This is a genomic window from Caballeronia concitans (genome assembly GCF_001544615.1).
GTDB classification, from domain to species: Bacteria; Pseudomonadota; Gammaproteobacteria; order Burkholderiales; family Burkholderiaceae; genus Caballeronia; species Caballeronia concitans.
Map to the genome: position 1 here is coordinate 503,252 of NZ_FCNV02000002.1, position 22,667 is coordinate 525,918.

The following is a 22,667-nucleotide window of genomic DNA, read 5'->3' on the forward strand; positions in this document are numbered from 1 at the left end:
AACCGCCGGCGCGACACTGCCTCTCAGGCTCAGGTTCGAAGCCGCCTCGCACATACCGGAACTGGAGATCGTCGTCATGAAAAGAGCGTTGCATCGCCGTCTGTCCGCCCCCGCCTTCGCCGCACTCTGCCTTGCTGCCCCGCTGCTCTCGCATGCCGAAACGACGCTCTATGTCGCCAACGTGGGCGGCTCGAACGAGCAGTTGTATCGGCAGAAGGTGATTCCGCCGTTCGAGAAGGCGCATAACGTCAAGATCGTCTATGTCGCCGGCAATTCCAGCGACACGCTCGCGAAATTGCAGGCGCAAAAGGGCCATCAGCAGATCAACGTCGCGGTGATGGACGACGGCCCCATGTATCAGGCGATGCAGCTCGGCCTTTGCGCGAAGATCGAAGACGCACCCGTGATGAACGACCTCTATCCGCTCGCGAAGATCGGGCCGACGGCCGTGGGCGTCGGCATGGTGGCGACCGGCATCGGCTATAACGAGGAAGCGTTCAGGAAGGCGGGCCTGCCGCCGCCCGATTCGTGGAAGGTGCTCACGGACTCGCGCATCAAGGGCAAGCTCGGCGTGCCGCCGATCACCAACACGTATGGCCTGCATACGCTCGTGATGCTCGCGCGCCTGAACGGCGGCGGCGAGAAGAACATCGATCCCGGCTTCACCGCGATGACCAAGCAGGTCGCGCCGAACGTGCTTTCGTGGGCGCCGACGCCCGGCGAGATGGACGGCCAGATGCAATCCGGCGACGTGATCCTCGCGCCCTACGGCAGCGGCCGCGCCGTGGCCCTGCAAAACACGGGCTTTCCGCTCAAGTTCGTGTATCCGAAGGAAGGCGCGGTCGCGCTGCAGGTGGCCGCATGCGCCGTCGCGGAGAACGCGCAGCCGCAGCTCTCGCAGCAATTCGTGCAGTACATCCTGAGCCCCGAAGTGCAGGCGATGCAGGCGCAGGCTATCGGCCTTGGTCCGGTCAACAAGACGGTCAAGCTCACGCCGGAAGTTGCCGCGCGCGTGCCTTATGGCCCGGACCAGATCGCGAAGCTCACGCCGATGGACTGGACGAGCATCAACCAGCATCGCACGGAATGGACGGAGCGCTGGAACCGTTCGGTCGAACGCTGATTCCCACACCGGCTCTGGTGCACGTGACTCGATGAAGGAGCAAGGCGCATGGCCTTCCTGACGCTGCAAGGCATTTCCAAACGCTACGGCGATTTCACCGCCATCGAGCAACTCGATCTCGATGTCGAGCGCGGCGAACTTCTCTCGCTGCTCGGGCCTTCGGGCTGCGGCAAGACGACGACGCTGCAAATGGTCGCGGGCTTCGTCACGCCGAGCACGGGCCGCATTCTGCTCGATGGCCGCGACATCACGCACGAGCGCCCGGAGAAGCGCGGCATCGGCGTGGTGTTCCAGAGCTATGCGCTCTTTCCGCACATGACGGTCGCGGGCAACGTCGGCTTCGGGCTGGAAATGCGCAAGGTCAAGCGCAAGGAGCGCGAAGCGCGCGTGGCCGAAGCGCTTGCGCTCGTGCGGCTCAACGGCCTCGGGCATCGCTATCCGAAGGAACTGTCGGGCGGCCAGCGGCAGCGCGTGGCCATCGCGCGGGCCATTGCGATGGAACCCGAACTGCTGCTGCTCGACGAGCCGATGTCGAACCTCGACGCCAAGCTCCGAGAAGAGATGCACATCGAGTTGCGCGCCATCCAGAAGCGCCTCGGCATCACGACGATTCTCGTCACGCACGATCAGGTCGAAGCAATGACCATGAGCGATCGCATCGCGGTGATGCATCGCGGGACCATCGCGCAACTGAGCACGCCGTACGACGCGTATGAACGCCCCGCGACGCCGTTCGCATCGACGTTTCTCGGGCGCACGAATGCGTTCTCGGGCGAAGTGCTGCGGCGCAATCCGCGTTGCGCGGAAGTGTCCGTCGCGGGCGCGACGCTGCATGTGCCGCATGAAGGCCGTCATGTCGATGGCGCGGTGAACGTGTATATCCGCCCCGAGAAACTGCACCTCGCCAATGGCGATGCCCGCGTGCGCGGACGCATTTCCACGCGCGTGTTCGTCGGCAATCAATGGCTGCTCGAAGTCGAGACGCATCTCGGCAAATTGCGCGTGGCGCAGCCGAATCATGGCGCGCCGCCGCCCGAGGAAGGCGATGAAGTCGGCCTTGCATGGACCGACGACGACCTGCGCGTGCTCACGCAAGACACGGCGGGAGGCGCGCATGGCCACGCTTGACGACGCGCGTCCCGGCGCCGCGCCGTGGCTGCTGTCCGGTCCCGCGCTGCTGCTGTTCATCGGCCTCTTGCTGGTGCCGTTGCTGCTCACGCTGATGCTGTCGTTCCGCGTTTTCAGCGATACCGCCGGCATTCAAAGCACGTACACGCTGACGAACTATTGGAACGTCGTTAGCGATCCTTACTATGGCACGATCTTCCTGCGCACGGCGGGGCTTGCGTTCGCGGTGACGCTGCTGTCCATCGTGCTCGGCGTGCCGGAGACCATCGTGCTTGCGCGCATGAAGCGGCCGTGGCAGTCGCTGTGCCTGCTCATCGTGCTCGGTCCGCTGCTCATTTCCGTGGTCGTGAGAACGCTCGGCTGGCAGATCCTGCTCGGCAACAACGGCGTGCTCAACAACGTGTTGCAGGCGCTGCATATCACGGACGAACCCATTCGCCTCGTCTTCACGATGACCGGCATGATCATCGCGCTCACGCACGTTCTGGTGCCCTTCATGGTGATGTCCGTGTGGGCGAACATGCAGAAGCTCGACAGCCAGGTGGAATGGGCGGGCCGCTCGCTCGGCGGATCGCCGTTCGCGGTGTTTCGACGCGTGGTGCTGCCGCAGATCATGCCGGGCGTGCTGTCCGGATCGATCATCGTGTTCGCGTTGTCGGCATCCGCGTTCGCGACGCCCGCGCTCATCGGCGGAAGGCGTCTGAAAGTGGTCGCCACCGCCGCCTACGACGAATTCCTCGGCACGCTGAACTGGCCGCTCGGCGCGAGCATCGCGGTGCTGCTGCTGATTGCGAACGTGGCGATCGTGATGGGCTGCAGCCGGCTCGCCGAACGCCGCTTCAAGCACATCTTCGACTGAGCGCGAGGCAACGACATGAAACAGAACGGCATACTCGGCCTCGTCTATAACGCGTTCTTTCTCACGTTCATCATTGCGCCGCTCGCGGTGGTAATGCTCGTCGCGTTCACGGACAAGGGCTTCATCTCGATGCCCTTCGATGGCGCGTCGCTGCGCTGGTTCCGCGCGATCCTCGAGAACGGCGACATCGTCGCGGCTTTCTGGCTGTCGATCCGCCTCGCGTTCGCGGCGGCGACCATCGGCGTGCTGCTCGCGGTGCCTGCCGCGCTCGCCATCGCCCGTTATCGCTTTCCGGGCCGCGCCGCGCTCACGAGCTTCTTTCTCTCGCCGATGATGATTCCCGCGGTCGTGCTCGGCATCGCGTTCCTGCGCTTCCTGTCGCTCCTGCACCTGTCGGGATCGTTCTGGTCGCTGGTGTGCGCGCACGTGATCATCGTGCTGCCGTATGCGCTGCGGCTCGCGTTGTCGTCGGCGGTAGGACTCGATCGCGATGCCGAACGCGCCGCGCTCTCGTGTGGCGCGAGCCGCTTCACCGCGTTTCGCCGCGTGGTGCTGCCGATGATTCGCACGGGTGTCGCGGGCGGCTGGGTGCTGTCCTTCATCCAGAGCTTCGACGAACTCACGATGACCATCTTCGTCGCGACGCCCGGCACCACGACGCTGCCCGTCGCCATGTACAACCAGATCGCGCAGACGATCGATCCGCTGGTCGCCTCGGTGTCGGCGGTGCTGATCGTCGGCACGGTGCTCTTGATGATTCTGCTCGACCGCATGGTCGGACTCGACCGCATTCTGATCGGAGAAGCGCGATGACATCTTCCAGCCCCGACGTGCTGGTGCTCGGCGGCGGCCTCGTCGGTTCAGCCGTGGCGTACGGCCTCGCCCGCGAAGGCGCGCGCGTGACCGTGCTCGACGAGGACGACGGCGGTTTTCGCGCCTCGCGCGGCAACTTCGGCCTCGTGTGGATTCAGGGCAAGGGCTACGGTCTTTCGCCTTACGCGCGATGGTCGCGCAGTTCGGCCACGCGCTGGCCGCAACTGGCGGACTCGTTGTTGCAGGAAACGGGCATCGACGTGGCGCTCAAGCAGCCGGGCGGCTTCCACTTCTGTTTCAACGACGCCGAGCTCGCCGACCGCGAAAAACGCCTCTCGACGCTCAAGGCCGAACTGGGCGACTATCCCTACGAAATGCTCGATGCCGCCGACGTGCGCGCGCGCATTCCGCAAATCGGCCGGACGGTGATCGGCGCGAGCTACACGCCGATGGACGGCCACGTCAATCCGCTCAAGCTGCTGCGCGCGCTGCATGTGGCGATGCAGGCGCGCGGCGTGACGCTCGTGTCGGGCGAACGCGCGGAACGCATCGTGCCGGAGGCGAACGGCTTCGTCGTGCACGGCAAGCGCGGCACGTATCGCGCATCGCGCGTGGTGCTCGCGGCGGGCCTCGGCAATCGCACGCTCGCGCCGTTCGTCGGGCTGAACGCGCCGGTCGCGCCGAATCGCGGGCAAGTGCTCGTGAGCGAACGCGTCGCGCCGTTTCTCCACTATCCGACGCTCAACGTGCGTCAAACCGACGAAGGTTCCGTGCAGTTCGGCGATTCAATGGAAGAAGTCGGCTTCAACGATTTCACCACGACGCACGTGCTCGCCGACATCGCGCGTCGCGGCGTGCGCGCCTTTCCGATGCTGCAAAACGTGCGGCTCGTGCGCATGTGGGCCGCGTTGCGCGTCTATAGCCCCGACGGTTTCCCGATCTACAACCAGTCCGAAGCGCACCCGGGCGCGTTCGTCGTCACTTGTCATAGCGGCGTGACGCTCGCGGCGGCGCATGCCATGCGCATCGCGCCGTGGATCGCGGGTGCGCCGATGCCCGACGAATTGCCCGCGTTTTCCGCGCGCCGTTTCGGGAACGCCGAACAATTGACACTCGCACACTGAATCCGACATGACTTCTCACACGACGTTGTTCAAGCCGCTAAACGGCGAAGGCGCGGCCATCGACATCTGGTTCAACGATCAGCGCCTGTCCGTGCCGGGCGGCCGCTCGGTCGCGGCGGCGCTGCTCGCGGCGGGCGTGTCGCGCTTTCGTGCGACGCCGGTCTCGGGCGCGCCGCGTGCGCCGTACTGCATGATGGGCGCGTGCTTCGAATGCCTCGTCGAGATAGACGGCGTGCCGAGCCGCCAGAGCTGCATGGTCGAAGTGAAGGCCGGCATGCGGATTCGCTCGCAGGAAGGCGCGCGCGATCTGCCGCCGATGAATCTCACCGATGCCCCTCTGGAGAACGCGCATGGCCGCTGATTTCGCATCCGAAGCCGTCGATGTGGTCGTCGTCGGCGCAGGCCCCGCCGGCATGCGCGCGGCGACCGTCGCGGCGCGCGCGGGTCTCAAGACCGTCTTGATCGACGAACAGGACGCCGTCGGCGGGCAGATTTATCGCGGTATCGTGAAAGCGGATACGCAGCGCAAGCAGATACTCGGCCCCGACTATGCAGCGGGCGCGACCATCGCCGAGTCTTTCGCTACTTCCGGCGCGCGCCACATCACGAACGCGACCGTGTGGCAGGTCACGCGCGAACGCGGCGTCAATTATCTGAAGGACGGCAAGATCGGCAGCTTCGACGCACAGCGCGTGATTCTCGCGAGCGGCGCGCTCGAGCGCCCCTTTCCGATTCCCGGCTGGACGCTGCCCGGCGTGCTGACGGCGGGCGCCGCGCAGATTCTCTTGAAGAGCGCGGGCGAAGTGCCCGCCGCGCCGCCGGTCCTCGCGGGCTGCGGGCCGCTGCTGTATCTGCTCGGCTGGCAATACGTGCGCGCGGGCGTGCCGATCCGCGCATTGGTCGATACCACGCGCCACGAAGATCGCTGGCGCGCGAAGCGTCACATGCTGTCGGCGTTGCGCGCGTGGCCGTTCCTCTCGAAGGGACTGCAATTGATTCGCACGTTGCGCGAGGCCGGCGTGCCGATCTTCGAGGCCGCCGACGACCTGCGCGTGGAGGCGCGCATCGGCACGGACAACGTGGAGCGCGCGGCCGCGCTCACCTTCACGACGCAAGGCGCGGCGCATCGCATCGAAGCCGACGTTATTCTGCTGCATCAGGGCGTCGTGCCGAACACGCAGTTCACGCAGGCGTTGCGCGCATCGCACCGATGGGACGATGCCCAGCTCTGCTTCACGCCCAAGGTCGATGCATGGGGCGAGTTGGATGTGCCTGGCATCTTCGTCGCGGGCGATGGCGCGGGCATCGGCGGCGCACAGGCGGCAGCCTTGCAGGGCATGCTCGCGGGACTCGCCGTGGCCGCGCAACTCGGCGCGATCAACGACGCGAAGCGCGATGCCGAAGCGCTTGCCCAGCGGCGCACGCTCGCGGGCGTGCTGCGCATCCGGCCGTTTCTCGACAGCCTCTATCGTCCGCGCGACGTCAACCGCATTCCGCGCAACGAGACCATCGTGTGCCGATGCGAGGAAGTCACGGCGGGCGAGTTGCGCAAGTTCGTCGAACTCGGCTGTGTCGGACCGAATCAGGCAAAGTCGTTCGGGCGCTGCGGCATGGGCCCGTGCCAGGGCCGCATGTGCGGTCTCACGGTGACGGAAGTCATCGCGGATGCGCGCCGCGTGTCGCCCGCGGAAGTGGGCTATTACCGCATTCGTCCGCCGATCAAGCCGCTCACGCTCGGAGAACTCGCCGGTGAATGATGCACGCGCGGTACAGGAAGCCGATGTGCTCGTGATCGGCGGCGGCCTGCACGGCACGAGCAGCGCGTTTCATCTGGCGCGTCGCGGCGCGAAGGTCATCGTGCTCGAAGCGGATTACGTCGCGCGTCATTCGTCCGGCGTGAACGCGGGCGGCGTGCGCACGCTCGGGCGTCCGCTGCCGGAGATTCCGCTCGCGCTGATGTCGCGCGAGATATGGCACGGCATGACCGAACTCATCGGCGAGGATGGCGGCTTCGTTCCATCCGGACAACTAAAGATTGCCGAGACCGACGACGAACTCGAAGCGTGCCGTGAACGCGTCGCGCTGCTCGAATCGCATGGCTTCACGCATGAGAAAGTGATCGATCGCGAGACCGTGCTGGAACTGGAACCCGCGCTCGCGCGGCACGTGACGGGCGGCATATGGGTCGAGCGCGATGGCTATGCGCTGCCCTTTCGCACGACCACGGCGTTTCGCCTCGCGGCACAAAGGCTCGGCGCGAGGTTTCTCGAAGGAACGCCGGTGCGGCGCATCGAGCAGCGAGGCGCGCGGTGGTTCGCACATACGACACAAGGCGCGTTCAGCGCGGAGAAGCTCTTGGTCACTGCGGGCGCGTGGTCCGGCGAACTCGCGAAGCAGGTGGGCGAACCGGTGCCGGTGCATCCCGAAGGGCTGATGCTGATGGTCACGCATCGCGTGGCGCCCTTCTGCCGTGCGACGCTCGGCGCAACGGGCCGCCCGCTCTCGTTCAAGCAATTCGACAACGGCACGGTGGTGATCGGCGGGAAGCTGATCGGCATCGCGGAGCTGGCGAACCGTCATGGCGAAGTGGATTTCATGCGCCTCGTGCGCAGCGCGCAGACCGTCACCGATCTCTTCCCGCATCTGCGTCATCTCGGCGTGAATCGCGCATGGGCCGGCGTCGAAGCGTTCACCGAGGATGAACTGCCGGTGATATCCGCGAGCCGCAAGGCATCGAATCTCTATTACTCGTTCGGATATTGCGGCAGCGGCTTTCAACTGGGACCCGGCTGCGGCAAGCTCGTGTCGGAACTGATGCTGGATGGCGCGCCATCCATTTCACTCGATGCCTTCGCCGTCGACCGGTTCGAGGCGCGCGCGGCTGCTTCAGACGCGGACGCCAGGCATCTCGCCACTCACTAATTCAACATACTCAATACCGGAGAACACGTATGAGCGATATCGTTCGCATTGAAACCAATCAGCGCATGAGCCGCGTCGTCAAGGCAGGCGGGCTCGTGTTCGTCGGCGGTCAGACTTCCGCCGATCACACGCCCGACATCAAGGTGCAAACCGCAAAGGTGCTGGACAAGATCGATGCGTTCCTCGAGAAAGCCGGCATCGACAAGACGCGGCTCGTGTCCGCGCAAGTGTGGCTCGCGGACATCGACCGCGACTTCGCCGGCATGAACGCCGTGTGGGACGCATGGGTGCCGCAAGGCCACGCGCCCGCGCGTGCGACCGTGCAGGCGAAGCTCGCCGCACCGGAATTGCTGGTCGAGATCGCGGTCGTCGCGCTGGCCTGATCGCGTTGTCGTGCGTGAATGGCGATGAGCGCGCTAGTTCATCGCCACCGCAGCCGCTGCACCCACGGGCGATCCTTCGATCGCCACCGACGTTCTTCCATCCGGGCCGACCGGCACATCGCCGACAAGCGTCGTGCGATAAAGCTGGCGATCGAAGTCGAGATCGAAGATATCGCTCGGCGCGAGATGCGCGGTCGCACGGTTATCCCAGAACGCGATGCTGCCCGCTTCCCACTTGAAGCGCACTGTGAACTCGGGCCGCGTCACATGTTCCCACAGCAGTTCGAGCAGCGCCTGACTCTCGCGCGGCGCAAGTCCCACGATCTGCTTCAGGAAGCTCGGGCTCACATACAGCGCGCGTTCGCCCGTTTCCGGATGCACGCGCACGAGCGGATGTTCGCTGATCAGCGTGCGTGCATCGACCGCTTGCGAGAACGCATGCGTGCCGCTCGCGCCTTGCGGCGGCGCGAAGCGATGCACGCCGCGCAAGCCATCGACGAATGCGCGCAACGGCGCGGACAGCTTCTCGTACGCGATCACGAGATTGGTCCATTGCGTGTCGCCGCCATAGGGCGGAATGGTTACGCCGCGCAGTATCGATGCAAACGGCGGATTCACCGCCGCCGTCACGTCCGTATGCCAGCCTGTCCACGGACGCAGCAGCGCTTGTCCTTCGAAGCGCGTCGCCTTGCGAAACTTGGAGATCGAGTAGATTTCCGGGTGACCATCGACATGGCCGAACACCGGATGTCCCAACGTCAATTCGCCGAACTGCGCCGAGAATGCGACATGCTGTTCGTGACTCAGAAACTGCTCGCGAAAGAACACGACGCGCCACTTCAGGAGCGCGGCGCGAATGGCCTTCACTTGCGCCGCCGACAACGTCTGCTTCAGATCGACACCGCTGATCTCCGCGCCGATATGCGCCGACAGCGGACTCACTTTCACACCCGCATCGTGGGCTTCTATCTCTTCGCGCGAATCATGGGCGATAACGGCTGCGTTCACTGAGGTGTCTCCGTTCGATGGATGAAATGGCGCTCAACTGCCTTGTGCGTTGGGGTCGTCCGCGAAGAAGTAGTCGCGCCACGACTTCGGCTCGTGCCTTATTACGCCGACCTTGTACAGGAACGCGCCGAGCGAGAGCGTGTTGTTCGGCGTCGTGGCGAAGCTGACTTCCTTGTCGTTGAGAATGCGTTCGACGAATGCGGGCGCGAGCTTCGAACCGTCCTGCCGGATGTAGATGGATGCCGCCTGCGCCTTGTCGTTTTCGATGAGCCGCGCAGCGTCCGCGAGCGCCGCGCGTACCGCCGCATAGGTCTTCGGATTATCCTTGCGCCACTTGTCCGACGTGACCGCGACGCTGCTCGTCGCGAGGCCGCCGAGAATATCGGTAGAACTGATTACCTTGTGGATCTTCGGATCGTCGAGTTCCTGATACTGATACGGCGCATTCGAAAAATGCAGGCTGATGACGGAACTGCCCGAGAGCATCGCGGTTGTGGCGTCCGCATGCGGCATGCTCACTTCATAACGATCGAGCCGCGCGTATTGCGCGTCGCCGAACGCCTGCGCGGACGCCATCTGCAAGAGCCGCCCTTGCTGCGATACCGCGACGGACACCACCGCAATGCGGTCTTTCTCACCGATATCCCTGATGCTGCGAATGCGCGGATCGTTCGATACAAGGTACACGGGCACCGCGCTTTGCGCCGACATTGCGCGGAAGTCCTGATGCCCGCGCGTGCGGTCCCAGATGGTCATGAGTGGACCGATGCCGAGCGTCGCGATATCGGCCGCGCCTGACAGCAGCGCTTCGTTCACCGCTGCGCCGCCCGAGAGCGTGGTCCATTGAACATCGATGGCAAGGCCCGCGCGTGCGCCTTCCTTCTCGATCAGCTTCTGGTCTTTCGCCACTTTCAGCAGCAAGGAACCGACACCGTATTGATCGACGATCCTGACGCTCCCTTCAGCGTGCGCGCGACTCGAAGGCGCACCGAACGCGGCGATCAACGCGATGCAGGAAAAGATGCGTGTGAGGCGAGCGAAGGTCGTCATACGATGAACGTTGAAGCGCAAAGCGCCGAGAACGTTCACTGTACAGGCGGCATCCTTCCCGCCCAACGAAGAAAGGATGATAGGGATATGCGCTCACGCGCAAAGGGAACGGGCGAAACGCATGCGCTCCGCCCAACCCCGATTACTGCGCGGAGAAGTAGAACGCGGCGTTGCGTTGCGGCGTGACGCCGACCACCGTGAGCAGGCCGTTGACGACGGTGGCTTCCACGGGCACCGACACGCTGTCGAGATAGCACGTCGAGCCCGAGAAATTCAGCGTGCCGTCGAGCAGATGCTTGCCGGTGGCGCGCGGCTTGAAGCTGCCGGTGAACGTGCACAGTCCGCGCGAATCGGCGGCTGCGCCTTTGGCGGTGCCATCGACGGCGATGGTGATGGTCGCGGCCGGCACGATGCCCGATGTGCTCGACCACGTGCGCGCCACGTCGCTGATGCCGAGCGGCGTGTCGTACGTCGCGTTGTAGTTGCCGTTGAAGGGCGTGGTGCTCGTATCGTCCGCTTTCAATGAGAGCGTGGTGGTCGCGCTGAGCGTGCTCTTCGTTGCGAACGTGCCGGACAGCGATCCCCCGCGAATCGAGCTCGAGACCGCGCCGAGCGTCGCGGAATCGGTGAAGTTGCCGTTGGTGGCCGTCATGATGCCTTCGATCAGCCACGAAAACGAGCCTTGCTTGGTGAAGACGGTGAAGTACTGCCCCGTTTCCAGCACGATGGTTTGCGCCGCGACCGAGAAGTCGCTATTCACCGCGCCGTACCAGATGCCTTCGGGAACCGCGTGCGACGTCTTCGGCACGCAACTCCTCTGAAGGTTGTTGAGGTCGGTGACGCACGATTCGTCGTGGCCGCCGCCACCGCAGGCCGCCAGCACGGGCAGCGCGAGCAGCGTCAATCGGGAAAGCAGTTTCATGGGCGTCTTCGTTGTCTTGTGGTTTATTCTGGCTGCCGCTTTTCTTACGGCACGCCGACAACGGAATAACGGATGGACGCCGGGAATCTTTAACGCAAATGCTGCGCGGTATCGCTCCATGCGCCGAAGTGCGCGATTGCTTCCAGCGGCAAGCGCGCACGCGGCGCGAGCTCGCGTTCGGCCAGTTCGGCCGGCAATGCGCGCGCGTCGCCATGATGCGCCACCGAGATCATGCTGAGCGCCGCGAAGCGCTCGGGTATCGCGAACGTCTTGGCGAGCCCGATTGCGTCGAAGCCGCCCATCGCATGCGCGGCCAGCTCTTGCGCGTGAGCTTGCAGAAGCAGGGCCATCGCGGCTGCGCCGGCGTCGTAACTTGCGCTTGGATTCACGGTGCCTTTCGCGGTGAGCGTGTCGGCGAGCACCGCGATCAACACCTGCGCGTGCTCGTTCCACTTTTGATTGAAGGGCACGAGCAGTGCGAACGCGCGATCGAACGCCTCGCGATCCTGCGACTTCTCGAACACGAGAAAGCGCCACGGCTGCACGTTATACGCCGATGGCGCCCAGCGCGCCGCTTCCAGCAGCGCGACGACCTGCGCGTGCGGAACGGGGCGGTCAGCATAGGCGCGCGGGCTCCATCGTCCGGCGATGAGCGGATGAATGGCGATATCGGTCGGAGCGGGTCGATGTGTCATTGCAATAATGCGCTGAGTTCACGATGAATGTTCGAGCATACCGTTTGCGATATCGCGAAAGAAGCGCTGGCAACGAACCGTTTGCGATATGCATTCCAGTGCGATTGCTATGGCGACAGTGAGCGTGCGCTGCCGCACCCATGCATATCCTTAGCGGAATTCGTGCGTTCCGGCGTGCGCGCGTGCTGGTTATGATGTCTGGCTCATGGCTTGCATCATTGCCGACTTCATACCAAGGGAGCCTGATCTTGACCCAGCTTCAAACATCGAAGAGACCGCTTGTTGTCGGCATTGGCGGGACGACGCGACCGGCGTCATCGACCGAGCGCGCATTGGCTTTTGCATTGAAAGGCGCGCAGGAATCGGGCGCGCGCGTGCAGTTGTTTGGTGGTGCGTTCCTGCAAAGCTTGCCGCATTACGCGCCGGAAACGCGCGAATTGACCGACGAGCAGCACGAGTTGATTGAAGCGGTGCGTGCGGCGGATGCGCTCATCATTGCGACGCCGGGATATCACGGCGGCATCTCGGGCCTGGTGAAGAACGCGCTGGATACGCTGGAGGAATTGCGTCTAGACGAGCGTCCGTATCTGGATGGCCGCGCGGTCGGGGGCATTGTGACCGCCTATGGATGGCAGGCTGCGGGCACGGTGCTGACTTCGTTGCGTTCGATTGTGCATGCATTGCGCGGCTGGCCGACGCCGTTCGGCGCGGCCGTGAACACGCTGGAAACGCGCTTCGAAACGAACGATACCTGCTCCGACCCGAAGGTTGTCGAACAGCTACGCACGGTGGGACGACAAGCCTGCACGTTCGCGCTTGCGTTCGGTGCGCATGGATCGCCGGATGCGTATAACGTGGGTGAGCAACACGTAGCGGTGGCGCAGAGTTGATGCAGAGCGTGGGTGGGCGGGTGTGGTTTTGACGAGCCGAGGGGCTCGGAGGACGTGAGTGCTCAGCGGGCGCGGAAGGTGATTCAGGGCTGTGTCAAGCTGAGTGCCAACGTGTGTCTACGGAGTGGTTACGCTTTCGATGCTTCGGGCCAAGAAAGCTGCTTTCTTTGGTTACTTTCTTTGCAGCAGCAAAGAAAGTAACCCCCGCCCCGGGGAGGGGCGAGCTAATAGACCGACACGAAAAGAAAGCACATCAGTGCGGCATGAAATCCGCCGACATATGAAAGGCATCGACGGTATACCCCATATTGAAGTACCCCGCCCGCGCATAAATGGCGATCTGTTCGAGCCGCTCCGACGCGCTAGCGTTGAATTCACGCTGATAAGCGCACACCCGCCGGCGCTCGATAACGCGTTCCATCGGCGATGAAAACGCCCGCAAGCAATGCATGAGAACGTGCGTCATGACCCCTCCGTTCGCTGCGTGACGAGACAAATCTAGCAGCAATAAAAAGATCTGCAAAACGACATATCGTGCAATGCATTGCAAAGCACGCGCGATGCATCGCTCTCCAGATCGCGGCAGATAACGATAGCGTCCGAAATCATTTCCCAGGCGAGCAAGCGCCCTCTAGCATCACGGCTCTTACAACACACGGGGGAAAGCCGACCATGAAACTAAAAGCCGCACTGACAACCGTCCTGCTTGCAAGCGCCATCATCATGGGCACGCAGCCAGCACAGGCCGCAGGCCAGACAATACGAGTAGGCATCATGTCGGGCGAAGACGAGGACGTCTGGCGCGCCGTCGCCGCGAATGCCGCGAAACAGGGCATTACCGTGAAAGTGACGACCTTCTCCGACTACACGCAGCCCAACGAAGCGCTCGCGCAACGCGACCTCGACGCCAATTCGTTTCAGCACAAGCCCTATCTCGATGCGCAGATCAGCGCGCGTCACTACGACATCGTGCCCGTGGGATTCACGTATGTGCAGCCCATCGGCCTCTATTCGCGCAAGGTGAAAGCGGTGGCGGAATTGCCGCAGAACGCGGCCATCGGCGTGCCGAACGATCCGAGCAATGAAGGCCGCGCGTTGTTGCTGCTGCAGGCGAACGGCATCATCAAGCTGCGCGACGGCGTCGGCCTGTTGCCGACCGCTCGCGATATAGCAAGCAATCCGAAGCATGTGCAGATAAAGGAGCTGGACGCGGGCATTGTCGGACGCGCGATCGGCGATCTGGACGCGGCTGTCGTCAACACCGACTGGGCGATCAAGGCGGGCATCAAGATCCCGCAGGAACGCATTGCGCAAGAGAACGTCACGGGCAATCCGTATCGCAACTTCATCGCGGTCAATGCAAAGGATGCGCAAGCGCCCTGGGTCAAGACGCTGGTGCAGAGTTATCAGCAGGCGAACGTGGCGTCGGCGATTCTGACCGTCTACCACGGCGCGACACTGCCCGCGTGGGACGGCGCGCCGCAACATTGAACGCCGACCGCAATCACCCGACGCTCAAGCTGCGACCTCGAGCTGATCGGCCGACAGATTGAACTCGCGCGCAATCGATTGAAGTCGCTCGGACCACTCCCACTTGCCGAACACGTCGTGTACGTTCTGAAGACAACTGAGCAGGCTGATCGTCGAAGGATCGTAGACGTTGATACGTGCTCGGAGCAGGCCCTTCCTGAGCGCCGCGATGCCGGCGTCCATATAGGCCGGAATGCCCGTCGACGATTGCGCGCCGACATAGCGCACGGGTACGCCCTCCATCGCGGTGACATAGTCTCGCGGCTTGATGAAACTGCCCACGGGGCATCCACCGCAGTATCCGCGATACGCGCCGCCACCGCGTGGCAGCAGCGCCGCCTGGCCCTGGGCGAAGAGATGGTCGACAGCGCGATCGAAGATCTGCTGATGGGTCAAGAAGGTCTGAGTTCGCATGATGCTGCTCCGCTATGTCCTAACGTGACGATCAGAGCCATCAGGTTAAGACGGACTGCTCTCTCTCGACATAGACGGAGCTTGCTTTGTGAAGCTATCGCGGATGCGCTTGCCGGCTACCGTGATTGCGACGAATCCGCATTGTATCGGCGCGTTCATCAAGACAGTTGGTGCGCTCTCACTCGCAACGCACGGCGCCTGCATCGGTGATGAATCTTTCGACGCTTTGAATCGCTTCGTCATATGAAGCAGAAGAACTGATCTTGCCGCGCAAGATGGAGAAGGCTCTCGGTGAATTGATCGCTAACGCGCCAACGACGCGGCCTTCGTGTTCATACACACCGAGGAACGGCCGACTGACCGGCGTGCCCGTGAGGCTACGCAACTGACCGATGTCCGTTCGTCCGACCGATTGAATCTTCACCCCGTACTGATCCGACCAGAAGTACGGGGCGGTTGAAAAGCTCGTTGCCGCCTCCCTGCCCGCCAGCAGATTCGCTGCGGCGTGTCTTCCTTGATCGCCGGACACCGTCCACTGTTCGCTTCGAGACGTTGTTCCGCTCCACTCGTTGAGCCAGCTTGCTACGTCACCAGCGGCATAGATTCGATCGTGTCCGACATTCAACGTTCGATCGCACACGAGTCCGTTGTCGATGTCCAGCCCAGAGCCCGCAAGCCATTCGGTGTTCGGCACGCAACCGATGCCGACGACCACGACATCGGCGGGAAGCTCGGTTCCATCCGACAGCACGACGGCTTGAACGCGATCTCTGCCGCGAATAGCGTGCACGTGCGCATTGCAAAGCAACTGCACGCCGTTCTGTTCATGCAACGCACCGAGCTGCGCCCCGGTAGTGGCGCCGAAAGCCCGGATCAACGGAGCGTGAGCCGCCTCGAGCACCGTCACCTCTGCGCCGATCAAGCGCGCGCTCGACGCGACTTCCGCACCGATGAATCCCGCGCCGATGACAACCACGCGAGCGCCCGCGTGCAGTTGCTCTTTCAGCGCGAGTGCGTCGTCGAGCGTGCGCAGCGTGTGCATGCCGCTCAACGCTTTACCGATGGGAAGGGTGCGGGGTCGCGCGCCGGTTGCGATGATCAATCCGTCGAACGATATGTCGCCATCGTCCACGCTGACGCGCTGGTTGATTACGTCCAACGCAGTCGCCCGCTTGCCTAGCAGCGCATCGACCCGCTGATCGCGAAACCACTGCGCGTCGCGATAGGCAAGAACCGACGAGTCGAGATCCCCGGTGAGAATCTGCTTCGAGAGCGGTGGCCGGTCATAGGGCAAATGGAACTCGTCTCCGATGAGAACGATCTTTCCGTCGAAGCCGTTCTGACGTAACGACTCTACAGCCTTCAGTCCGGCAACATTCGCACCAACGACCAGGATTCGATTCAAAGTCATGCGACTCCTCGGAGTTTTACTTTTTTCCGGCATTTCGTCAGCTGAGCGACAGCTGCAACTCTCGTTCGGTTGAGCACGTAAATGCACCCATGCTCGTCGGGCGACGGATTGCCGGGTAGACCCGCCAGTCGCCGCCTTCATGTTCGAAGAAATAGATCGTGACCGGCGCCGGCGCTTCGATGCCTTCCACGCGCACACATCGCCCTGTATTCGGACTGTCCACCTGTATGCGACGCACCCGCAACGGTTGGGTGTGATCGAACCATTTGTCGATCGCCATGCGCAGCGACGCGTGACCGGTGCTCATATGACCCTCCTACCGACGTATGCCAGTGTTCGTGATGAAGAGGGTATGTGAGGGGCCGGCGGCCAAACATATACGGAAGCGGGCTTCTCGAACTACCGTGAATGTTCAACCATTGCGCCGTATTGAGGCCGGGACCATGACAGTTTCGTCAGTCGTTGGAGTGCCGCGTCGTCATCGGCCTCCGATGGCCGTGGGGCTTGCGTTCGCGCGAAGGTTTCATCTGTACAGGCCATCGCGACATAACGGCTTTTCCAGACCGTCATGACGCTTTTGGACGATATCGCTCACTGCACATGGTCGGCGAATTTTTTAATGCCGACGATCTGATTAAGACGTGGTCATCCGCGTGTGCACCTCGTCAGCAGAACAAGCGGAATGCGCGACGATCATCGGCACCGGGGACAAGACAAAAAATCAAACGACGCCGGCTGCGCGACGCGCCGTCCGCGGTCGAAATAAAGCGTTTAACTTACACGGAGACACTACGCATGCCTAATGATTATCAGAAGCGCTCGAATTTATGGAATGAGGATCTTGCTCCAACCGATGCCCGTCATCGCACATGGCGCTGGCGACACTTCGCCGCCCTGTGGACAGGCATGGTCATGTGCATTCCCTGCTATATCCTCGCGTCGGGACTCATCGATCAAGGCATGTCGGCGATGCAGGCAGTCGGCACCGTGCTGCTCGGAAACGCCGTCGTGCTCATCCCGATGCTGTTGATCGGGCACTCGGGAACCAAGTTCGGTGTGCCGTTCGCCGTCATCGTCCGCTCGTCGTTCGGCACGAAAGGCGCCAAGCTGCCCGCATTCCTGCGCGCCATCGTTGCGTGCGGCTGGTTCGGTATCCAGTGCTGGGTCGGCGGGAACGCTATCTATGCCGTCGGCAATATTCTCTTTCATGGCGCTCTGGTCGGACCCGTGATCGGCTGGGTAGGTATCGACGCAGCGCATCTGGCCTGCTTCTTTGTCTTCTGGGCCTTGCATCTCTACTTCATCTCGCGCGGCCCCGAGTCGATTCGATGGATAGAAACGATCACGGCCCCGGTCAAGATCGCTATCGTTCTCGCGCTTCTCTGGTGGGCTTATAACAAGGCGGGCGGCTTTGGTCCGATTGTTTCCGCGCCGTCTCAGTTCGTCGAAGGCGGCAAGAAGGCCGGTCAGTTCTGGTCGGTCTTCTGGCCCTCGCTGACTGCCATGATCGGCTTCTGGTCCACACTCGCACTCAATATCCCGGACTTCACCCGCTTCGCGAAGTCCCAGCGCGATCAATGCGTAGGGCAGGCTGTCGGCCTTCCCGTGCCCATGGCCGGCCTTGCTTTCATAGGCGTTGCGGTGACATCGGCCACTGTCACGATTTACGGCAAGGCAATCTGGGATCCCGTCGACCTGGCCGGAAGAATGGAAGGAATCGGCGTGGCGATTGGCCTTGCCATCATCACGCTCGACACGCTTTGCGTGAACCTGGCGGCGAACACCGTCGGACCCGCATATGATTTCGCGGCCATCTTCCCCCGGCGTATCACGTTCAGTACGGGGGGCTATCTGACTGCGGTGATCGGCGTGCTGATGATGCCGTGGAAACTGATTGCATCGACGCAAGGCTTTATCTTCACCTGGCTCATCGGTTATAGCGCGTTGCTTGGGCCCGTACTCGGGATCATGCTCGCGGACTACTGGCTCATTCGACGCCGCGAGATCGAGGTCGACGATCTGTTCAAGGAGAACGGCATCTATCGCTACAAGAACGGTTGGAACCCGGCGGCACTCATTGCTTTGATTCTTTCAGTGCTTCCTAACCTTCCTGGCTTCCTTGCCGTTGCCTTCCCTGATCGATTCAGTTGGATCCCCGCCGGCTTCAAGGACGTGAACAACTACTCATGGTTCGTCGGAGTGTTTCTGGCCATCGTGATTTACTCGGTGTTGATGCGTCCGGCGCCTCGCAAATCCACTCACTTCGACATCGAAAGCGTCTAGATTTCTCATGGAGCCTTGCGCCTCGAGAGGCGCAAGGCAGGAGGGTTCCCCGCTTTCACAATGAAGCGTCCAAGGAGACGGCATGGTCATGAACCGAATCGTCGTGGTGGGAGGCAGCGTCGCCGGTCTGCGTGCCGTGGAGACGTTGCGCCTGGAGGGGTTCGAGGGAGCCGTCACGCTCGTGTGCGGCGAGCCGCATCTGCCCTATGATCGGCCGCCTTTGACCAAGCAGATTCTCACCGGCGAGATAAACGCCGAGCAGTTGTGCTACCGCGACCATCAATGGTTCGAGCGGAACGCGGTAGACCTGTGCCTTGGCACGCCCGCGAGCGCGCTCGATATTTCCACGGGCCGTGTTCATCTCGGATCGAACTCGATACCTTTTGACGGGCTGATAGTCGCAACCGGCGCCCGGCCGAAGTCATTCAGCCCCAGGAGTTCTCTACGCGGCATATTCACGCTGCGGACCGTGGACGACGCACTCGCGATCAAAGAGCGGATGTTGCCCGGCGTACGAATGATCTTGGTCGGAGCGGGATTCATCGGCTCCGAGATCGCTTCGAGCGCGGCGGCGTGTGGCGTGCAAGTGACGATCGTGGAGCTTGCAGAAGCGGCCATGATTCGTGCCGTAGGGCCTCAATTGGGCCGAATTCTGGCGGGACTCCATGACGAGTTCGGCGTGAACGTTGTTTGCAACGCGCGCGTGACGGGCTTCGGCGGTAAAGGGTCCGTTGAAGCCGTCATGCTCGATGGCGGGTGGGAATTGCCGGCCGACATCGTCGTAGTGGGTATCGGCGTCGATCCTAACTGCGAATGGCTGATCGGATCGGGCTTGCGGATCGAGGATGGTCTCGCTTGCGACCGTACATTGAACGCCGGTCCCCGCAACGTCTACGGCGCCGGCGATGTGGTTTCATGGCCGAACGAGTGGTGGGGCGGCGTCATGCGGGGTCAACAGTGGCTCGTGGCCGCGGACCAGGGCAAGCACGCCGCAAGGAATCTCCTTGCCGGTCCCGAGCGAGCCACCCCGTTTTCAACGATTCCCTACTTCTGGACCGACCAGTACGGATGTCGTGTACAGGCTGCCGGGAGAACCGATCTGGGGCAACTGATCGCTGTCGCGGGCGGACATCGTCAGCGCCCGTTCATTGGCGTGTACAGGCACAACGGACAGCTGACCGGCGTAGTGACCATCAACGCTCCGAAAGCGTTCGCCGCCTTGCGTACCTGCTTGCATGACCACAGCAGCTTCGATACCGCATGGGAGGTCGCGGTGAAGAACTGCCCGCCACCGGATTGACTTCTGTTTCGACGTTCATTTGAACAGGTCTTCTTCCAAAGGACGTACATAACTCCGCGCGTGTGACTGGCTGCATGACTTCCACGCCAGCCCCCGGACGAGAATCGCCGGAGTGAGTCCGTCCTTCGCCATCAGAAGCCCGGCGGCGGCGGCCACCTCGTCTGCCGTCGCCTGTTGAGACACCTGCAACTGTCTGCCGAACGCGTCTCGCCTGCCGATCCAGCTATCCAGCGCCGGCACGCCCGATAAGCCGATGGCGACATTCACCAGACCGCGACGCCACGGCCGGCCGAACGTATCGCTCACGATGACGCCCGGTTCGATGCCGGTGCGGTCGTAGATACGGCCCGCGATTCGACGCGCGCTGGCGTCCGGATCTTCGGGCAAAAGGAGAAGCGCATCATCGTCACCGACATTCGATTCATCTATCGCCGCGTTCGCGCAAATCCATCCTTGCCGATGGCGGCTGATCAGAACGCCGTCCGGCGGGTGATCGCAAGCCCGCACGATCTCTGTCGACTCATCCAGCACGGCCTGAACCTTCCTGGCGTCTTTGCCCGTGATGCGTGCGTATTCGAGCGCTTCATCGGTCGGGACGATATCGGATGCTTTGCGCACGCGCCCTTCCGCTTTCGACACGATCTTTTGAGCCACGACCACGATGTCGCCACGCTGCCACCGCTTGCCGTTCGACCTCATTGCGTCCGCGATCAGTCCGCCCACATCGTCGCCTGCTTTTACTTTGGGAATGCCTGTCAGAGCGAAGATTTCCAACGAATGTGCGTTCTTTTCCAAGTTGGCCTCCTGCGTGGCTGGAGAACTAAATCCCAGCAGAAATGCGATCTTCGCGTATCCAGTACGAGCATGTTCGGTGCGCCATCGATCCATATCGGCCCGTTGGTCGCACATGAATCGATATTAAGTGCACCGACGTCGACGAAACATGCTCAGCCTCGCGAACATCATCCGAGCGCTCCAGCTGGAATGCCATAACGTAGTGGTGAAATGAGCAATACAGTTCGGACGCGATGACAGTGCTGTTAATTGACAAGGATTCGACCGCATGAAAAAGTCGATTCGTGCGCGCTACCGAAAGCAAACGAGTTCTGTAAGTTGTGGCCGAATAACCCGGCAGTTTCTCTCACGCCGCCGTTGCGCTTGCAATCCCCTCTAATCCTTCGTGCGAGAGGCAATATGACAGTCAGTCACTCCAGCGCCGACAGTGAAAGGATGAAGGTTCCGGAGACGCGCGACTCTACGCTCCTGGAGGAATTGCGAGTTGAGCGTCAACGTGGAATCAGCCTGGTCGGGCAGATCGTCGCCAAGCTTGAACAGATGGTGGAATCGGGTCGGCTTCGAGCGGGAACCAAGACGCCCTCCGTCCGCGAGCTCGCGAAGCAGCTCGGCGTCAGCACCTTTACCGTGACAGAAGCCTACGACGTCCTCGTTTCGAAGCGCGTTCTCAGTTCGAGACCGGGCTCAGGGTACTTCGTCACGGCCCGCGTCGCGCATGTGCCGGTGCTTCGCAGCGAAGCGTTGGCCTCGCGCGTGGTCGATCCCGACGCGTGGATGCCAGTGCTCGTATGGAATCGCAATCCGGATTTGTTGCCGGTCGGTTCGGGCGTGCTTCCGCCCGAATGGTGCAGTGAGAGCATGATTCTGCAAGCGGTCCGGCAGGCCATCAAGATGCCGGCGGAGCGGCTCGTCGGATACGGCCATCCGTTGGGCTTTTACCGGCTCCGCCAGCTTCTCGCGCGCGGCTTCACGGAGCGATTCTGTGCGGTCGCACCGGAACAGATCATATTGACTAACGGGGTTTCCCACGGCCTGGATCTGGTCGTACGAAGTCTCTTGAAGCCCGGCGACACCGTTCTGATTGAAGATCCGACTTACTTCAATATTCACCATCTTCTTCGCAGCTATGGCGTCAAGGTGGTTTCGGTGAAACGAAATCACGATGGAATCGATCTCGATCAGCTTGCTTCATTGGCAGCGCTGCACCGGCCCAAGGCCATGTATGTCAACACGGTCCTGCAGAATCCACTCTCTACAACGCTTTCGCCCGCCCAGGCGTATCGCATCATTGCTCTGGCGGAGCAGTTCGATTTTCTGATCATCGAAGACGATATCTTCCGCGACCTCGCTTCTCCATCTGATCCTTCTCTCGCGTCGCTGGACGGACTCAACCGGGTGATTTGTCTCGGCGGATTCTCCAAAACCGTCGCTCCGTCTCTTCGAACAGGCTACATTCTGTGTCCGGGTCAGCTCGTATCGGATGTGGTACGTACCAAGATGGCTTGCGGACTGACAACGTCCGAGTTGAACGAACGCTGCATTCTCGAGGTGCTTTCGGATCCCGGGCACCGCAGATATCTCGATCGGCTGCGCATGCGGCTTGCCAACGAGCGCGAGCAGTTTCTATCGGTGTTGACCGACGTGGGCATGACCGCGCTCGCCACGCCTAAAGGTGGCCTCTTCGTTAGCGCAGGATGGCTTGTTCCGCCCAGTGCTCAATTCAACGCGGAACTCATCACTGAAAAGGCCTCGGAAGCCGGACTCGCCTTCTCACGCGGAGAACTCTTTTCCTTGTCCGCCAAGACGGAAACCGTGTGGTTTCGATTCAACGTGGCTTACTGTGGGGCGCCGAAACTCAACTCGTTCCTGCGTGAGGTTTCGCGGATGGCTGCGCATCTTGCGAGGGTGCCCGGTCTATAGGACGGCGCGAGTAACTTCATCGAGCCGCCTGCTTCGAATGCGCTATTTCTTGTTATCCGCCGGATAGCCGATCGACTCCGGCGGCGTGAACAGATCA

At 62.3% G+C, this 22,667-nt stretch carries 23 protein-coding genes; 14 read left to right on the plus strand and 9 right to left on the minus strand.

The window, feature by feature from the left end; translation table 11 throughout:
* Positions 1-76 precede the first annotated feature (76 nt).
* Genes AWB72_RS08430 through AWB72_RS08470 form a run of 9 tightly spaced genes read left to right on the plus strand, consistent with a single transcriptional unit; the run spans position 77 to position 8,352 of the window.
* Positions 77-1,123 carry an ABC transporter substrate-binding protein gene (locus tag AWB72_RS08430; RefSeq protein ID WP_040050672.1) on the plus strand — a complete coding sequence of 349 codons (1,047 nt, stop codon included), beginning with the start codon at positions 77-79 and terminating at the stop codon, positions 1,121-1,123.
* A 48-nt stretch (positions 1,124-1,171) separates the two neighbouring features.
* Positions 1,172-2,251, plus strand: coding sequence for an ABC transporter ATP-binding protein (locus AWB72_RS08435; RefSeq protein ID WP_040050673.1), 1,080 nt, complete (start codon positions 1,172-1,174; stop codon positions 2,249-2,251).
* Positions 2,238-3,110 (plus strand): ABC transporter permease, encoded by an 873-nt coding sequence (locus AWB72_RS08440; RefSeq protein ID WP_040050674.1) that lies wholly within the window; start codon positions 2,238-2,240, stop codon positions 3,108-3,110. Before AWB72_RS08435 ends, AWB72_RS08440 begins: the two co-directional genes overlap by 14 nt.
* 15 nt (positions 3,111-3,125) lie before the next feature.
* Entirely contained in the window at positions 3,126-3,923 is a 798-nt protein-coding gene (locus tag AWB72_RS08445; RefSeq protein ID WP_040050675.1) for an ABC transporter permease, read from the plus strand.
* Positions 3,920-5,047, plus strand: coding sequence for an NAD(P)/FAD-dependent oxidoreductase (locus tag AWB72_RS08450; RefSeq protein WP_040050676.1), 1,128 nt, complete (start codon positions 3,920-3,922; stop codon positions 5,045-5,047). Before AWB72_RS08445 ends, AWB72_RS08450 begins: the two co-directional genes overlap by 4 nt.
* Before the next feature lie 7 nt (positions 5,048-5,054).
* Positions 5,055-5,408 (plus strand): (2Fe-2S)-binding protein, encoded by a 354-nt coding sequence (locus AWB72_RS08455; protein WP_040050677.1) that lies wholly within the window; start codon positions 5,055-5,057, stop codon positions 5,406-5,408.
* The gene (locus tag AWB72_RS08460) at positions 5,398-6,804 is read left to right on the plus strand and encodes an FAD/NAD(P)-dependent oxidoreductase (RefSeq protein ID WP_040050678.1); all 1,407 of its coding nucleotides are present in this window, start codon (positions 5,398-5,400) and stop codon (positions 6,802-6,804) included. The genes AWB72_RS08455 and AWB72_RS08460 overlap by 11 nt, the downstream gene beginning before the upstream one ends.
* Positions 6,797-7,969 (plus strand): NAD(P)/FAD-dependent oxidoreductase, encoded by a 1,173-nt coding sequence (locus AWB72_RS08465; protein WP_040050679.1) that lies wholly within the window; start codon positions 6,797-6,799, stop codon positions 7,967-7,969. The genes AWB72_RS08460 and AWB72_RS08465 overlap by 8 nt, the downstream gene beginning before the upstream one ends.
* A gap of 29 nt (positions 7,970-7,998) precedes the next feature.
* Positions 7,999-8,352: a RidA family protein gene (locus AWB72_RS08470; RefSeq protein WP_040050680.1), complete on the plus strand. Its 354-nt coding sequence runs from the start codon at positions 7,999-8,001 to the stop codon at positions 8,350-8,352.
* A 33-nt stretch (positions 8,353-8,385) separates the two neighbouring features.
* Here the strand turns inward: AWB72_RS08470 and AWB72_RS08475 are convergent, their stop codons facing one another.
* The 4 genes from AWB72_RS08475 to AWB72_RS08490 all read right to left on the minus strand — a co-directional run bounded on the left by AWB72_RS08475 (position 8,386) and on the right by AWB72_RS08490 (position 12,027).
* Positions 8,386-9,321: a TauD/TfdA dioxygenase family protein gene (locus AWB72_RS08475; RefSeq protein WP_040050843.1), complete on the minus strand. Its 936-nt coding sequence runs from the start codon at positions 9,319-9,321 to the stop codon at positions 8,386-8,388.
* A 72-nt stretch (positions 9,322-9,393) separates the two neighbouring features.
* Positions 9,394-10,410, minus strand: a complete 1,017-nt coding sequence (locus tag AWB72_RS08480) for an ABC transporter substrate-binding protein (RefSeq protein WP_040050844.1) — start codon at positions 10,408-10,410, stop codon at positions 9,394-9,396.
* 142 nt (positions 10,411-10,552) lie between these two features.
* Positions 10,553-11,332: a hypothetical protein gene (locus AWB72_RS08485; protein ID WP_040050681.1), complete on the minus strand. Its 780-nt coding sequence runs from the start codon at positions 11,330-11,332 to the stop codon at positions 10,553-10,555.
* 89 nt (positions 11,333-11,421) lie between these two features.
* The gene (locus tag AWB72_RS08490; protein WP_040050682.1) at positions 11,422-12,027 is read right to left on the minus strand and encodes a nitroreductase family protein; all 606 of its coding nucleotides are present in this window, start codon (positions 12,025-12,027) and stop codon (positions 11,422-11,424) included.
* Between the two features lie 191 nt (positions 12,028-12,218).
* Between AWB72_RS08490 and AWB72_RS08495 the strand changes: the two genes are divergently transcribed.
* Entirely contained in the window at positions 12,219-12,917 is a 699-nt protein-coding gene (locus AWB72_RS08495) for an NADPH-dependent FMN reductase (protein WP_374728871.1), read from the plus strand.
* 253 nt (positions 12,918-13,170) lie between these two features.
* Here the strand turns inward: AWB72_RS08495 and AWB72_RS08500 are convergent, their stop codons facing one another.
* Positions 13,171-13,338: a hypothetical protein gene (locus AWB72_RS08500; RefSeq protein ID WP_159459349.1), complete on the minus strand. Its 168-nt coding sequence runs from the start codon at positions 13,336-13,338 to the stop codon at positions 13,171-13,173.
* A 251-nt stretch (positions 13,339-13,589) separates the two neighbouring features.
* On the opposite strand from AWB72_RS08500, the gene AWB72_RS08505 reads away from it, so the two are divergent.
* The gene (locus AWB72_RS08505) at positions 13,590-14,408 is read left to right on the plus strand and encodes a MetQ/NlpA family lipoprotein (protein ID WP_040050685.1); all 819 of its coding nucleotides are present in this window, start codon (positions 13,590-13,592) and stop codon (positions 14,406-14,408) included.
* A 24-nt stretch (positions 14,409-14,432) separates the two neighbouring features.
* On the opposite strand, the gene AWB72_RS08510 is transcribed toward AWB72_RS08505, so the two are convergent.
* The 3 genes from AWB72_RS08510 to AWB72_RS28840 form a co-directional block, all read right to left on the minus strand.
* The gene (locus tag AWB72_RS08510; protein WP_040050686.1) at positions 14,433-14,861 is read right to left on the minus strand and encodes a hypothetical protein; all 429 of its coding nucleotides are present in this window, start codon (positions 14,859-14,861) and stop codon (positions 14,433-14,435) included.
* A 178-nt stretch (positions 14,862-15,039) separates the two neighbouring features.
* Positions 15,040-16,272, minus strand: a complete 1,233-nt coding sequence (locus tag AWB72_RS08515; RefSeq protein ID WP_040050687.1) for an NAD(P)/FAD-dependent oxidoreductase — start codon at positions 16,270-16,272, stop codon at positions 15,040-15,042.
* 37 nt (positions 16,273-16,309) lie between these two features.
* Positions 16,310-16,579, minus strand: a complete 270-nt coding sequence (locus tag AWB72_RS28840; RefSeq protein ID WP_040050688.1) for a hypothetical protein — start codon at positions 16,577-16,579, stop codon at positions 16,310-16,312.
* 488 nt (positions 16,580-17,067) lie between these two features.
* On the opposite strand from AWB72_RS28840, the gene AWB72_RS08520 reads away from it, so the two are divergent.
* Positions 17,068-18,555 carry an NCS1 family nucleobase:cation symporter-1 gene (locus AWB72_RS08520; RefSeq protein WP_087128002.1) on the plus strand — a complete coding sequence of 496 codons (1,488 nt, stop codon included), beginning with the start codon at positions 17,068-17,070 and terminating at the stop codon, positions 18,553-18,555.
* Between the two features lie 88 nt (positions 18,556-18,643).
* Complete coding sequence (locus AWB72_RS08525) at positions 18,644-19,855, plus strand: NAD(P)/FAD-dependent oxidoreductase (RefSeq protein WP_159459350.1); 1,212 nt, start codon at positions 18,644-18,646, stop codon at positions 19,853-19,855.
* A 15-nt stretch (positions 19,856-19,870) separates the two neighbouring features.
* Here AWB72_RS08525 and cofE read toward each other — a convergent pair whose 3' ends face one another.
* Positions 19,871-20,743 (minus strand): coenzyme F420-0:L-glutamate ligase, encoded by an 873-nt coding sequence (cofE, locus tag AWB72_RS08530; protein WP_084592897.1) that lies wholly within the window; start codon positions 20,741-20,743, stop codon positions 19,871-19,873.
* A gap of 306 nt (positions 20,744-21,049) precedes the next feature.
* Here cofE and AWB72_RS08535 point away from each other — a divergent pair, with 306 nt between their 5' ends.
* On the plus strand, positions 21,050-22,570 hold the full coding sequence (locus tag AWB72_RS08535; protein WP_052449892.1) for an aminotransferase-like domain-containing protein: 1,521 nt from the start codon (positions 21,050-21,052) through the stop codon (positions 22,568-22,570).
* Positions 22,571-22,667 lie beyond the last annotated feature (97 nt).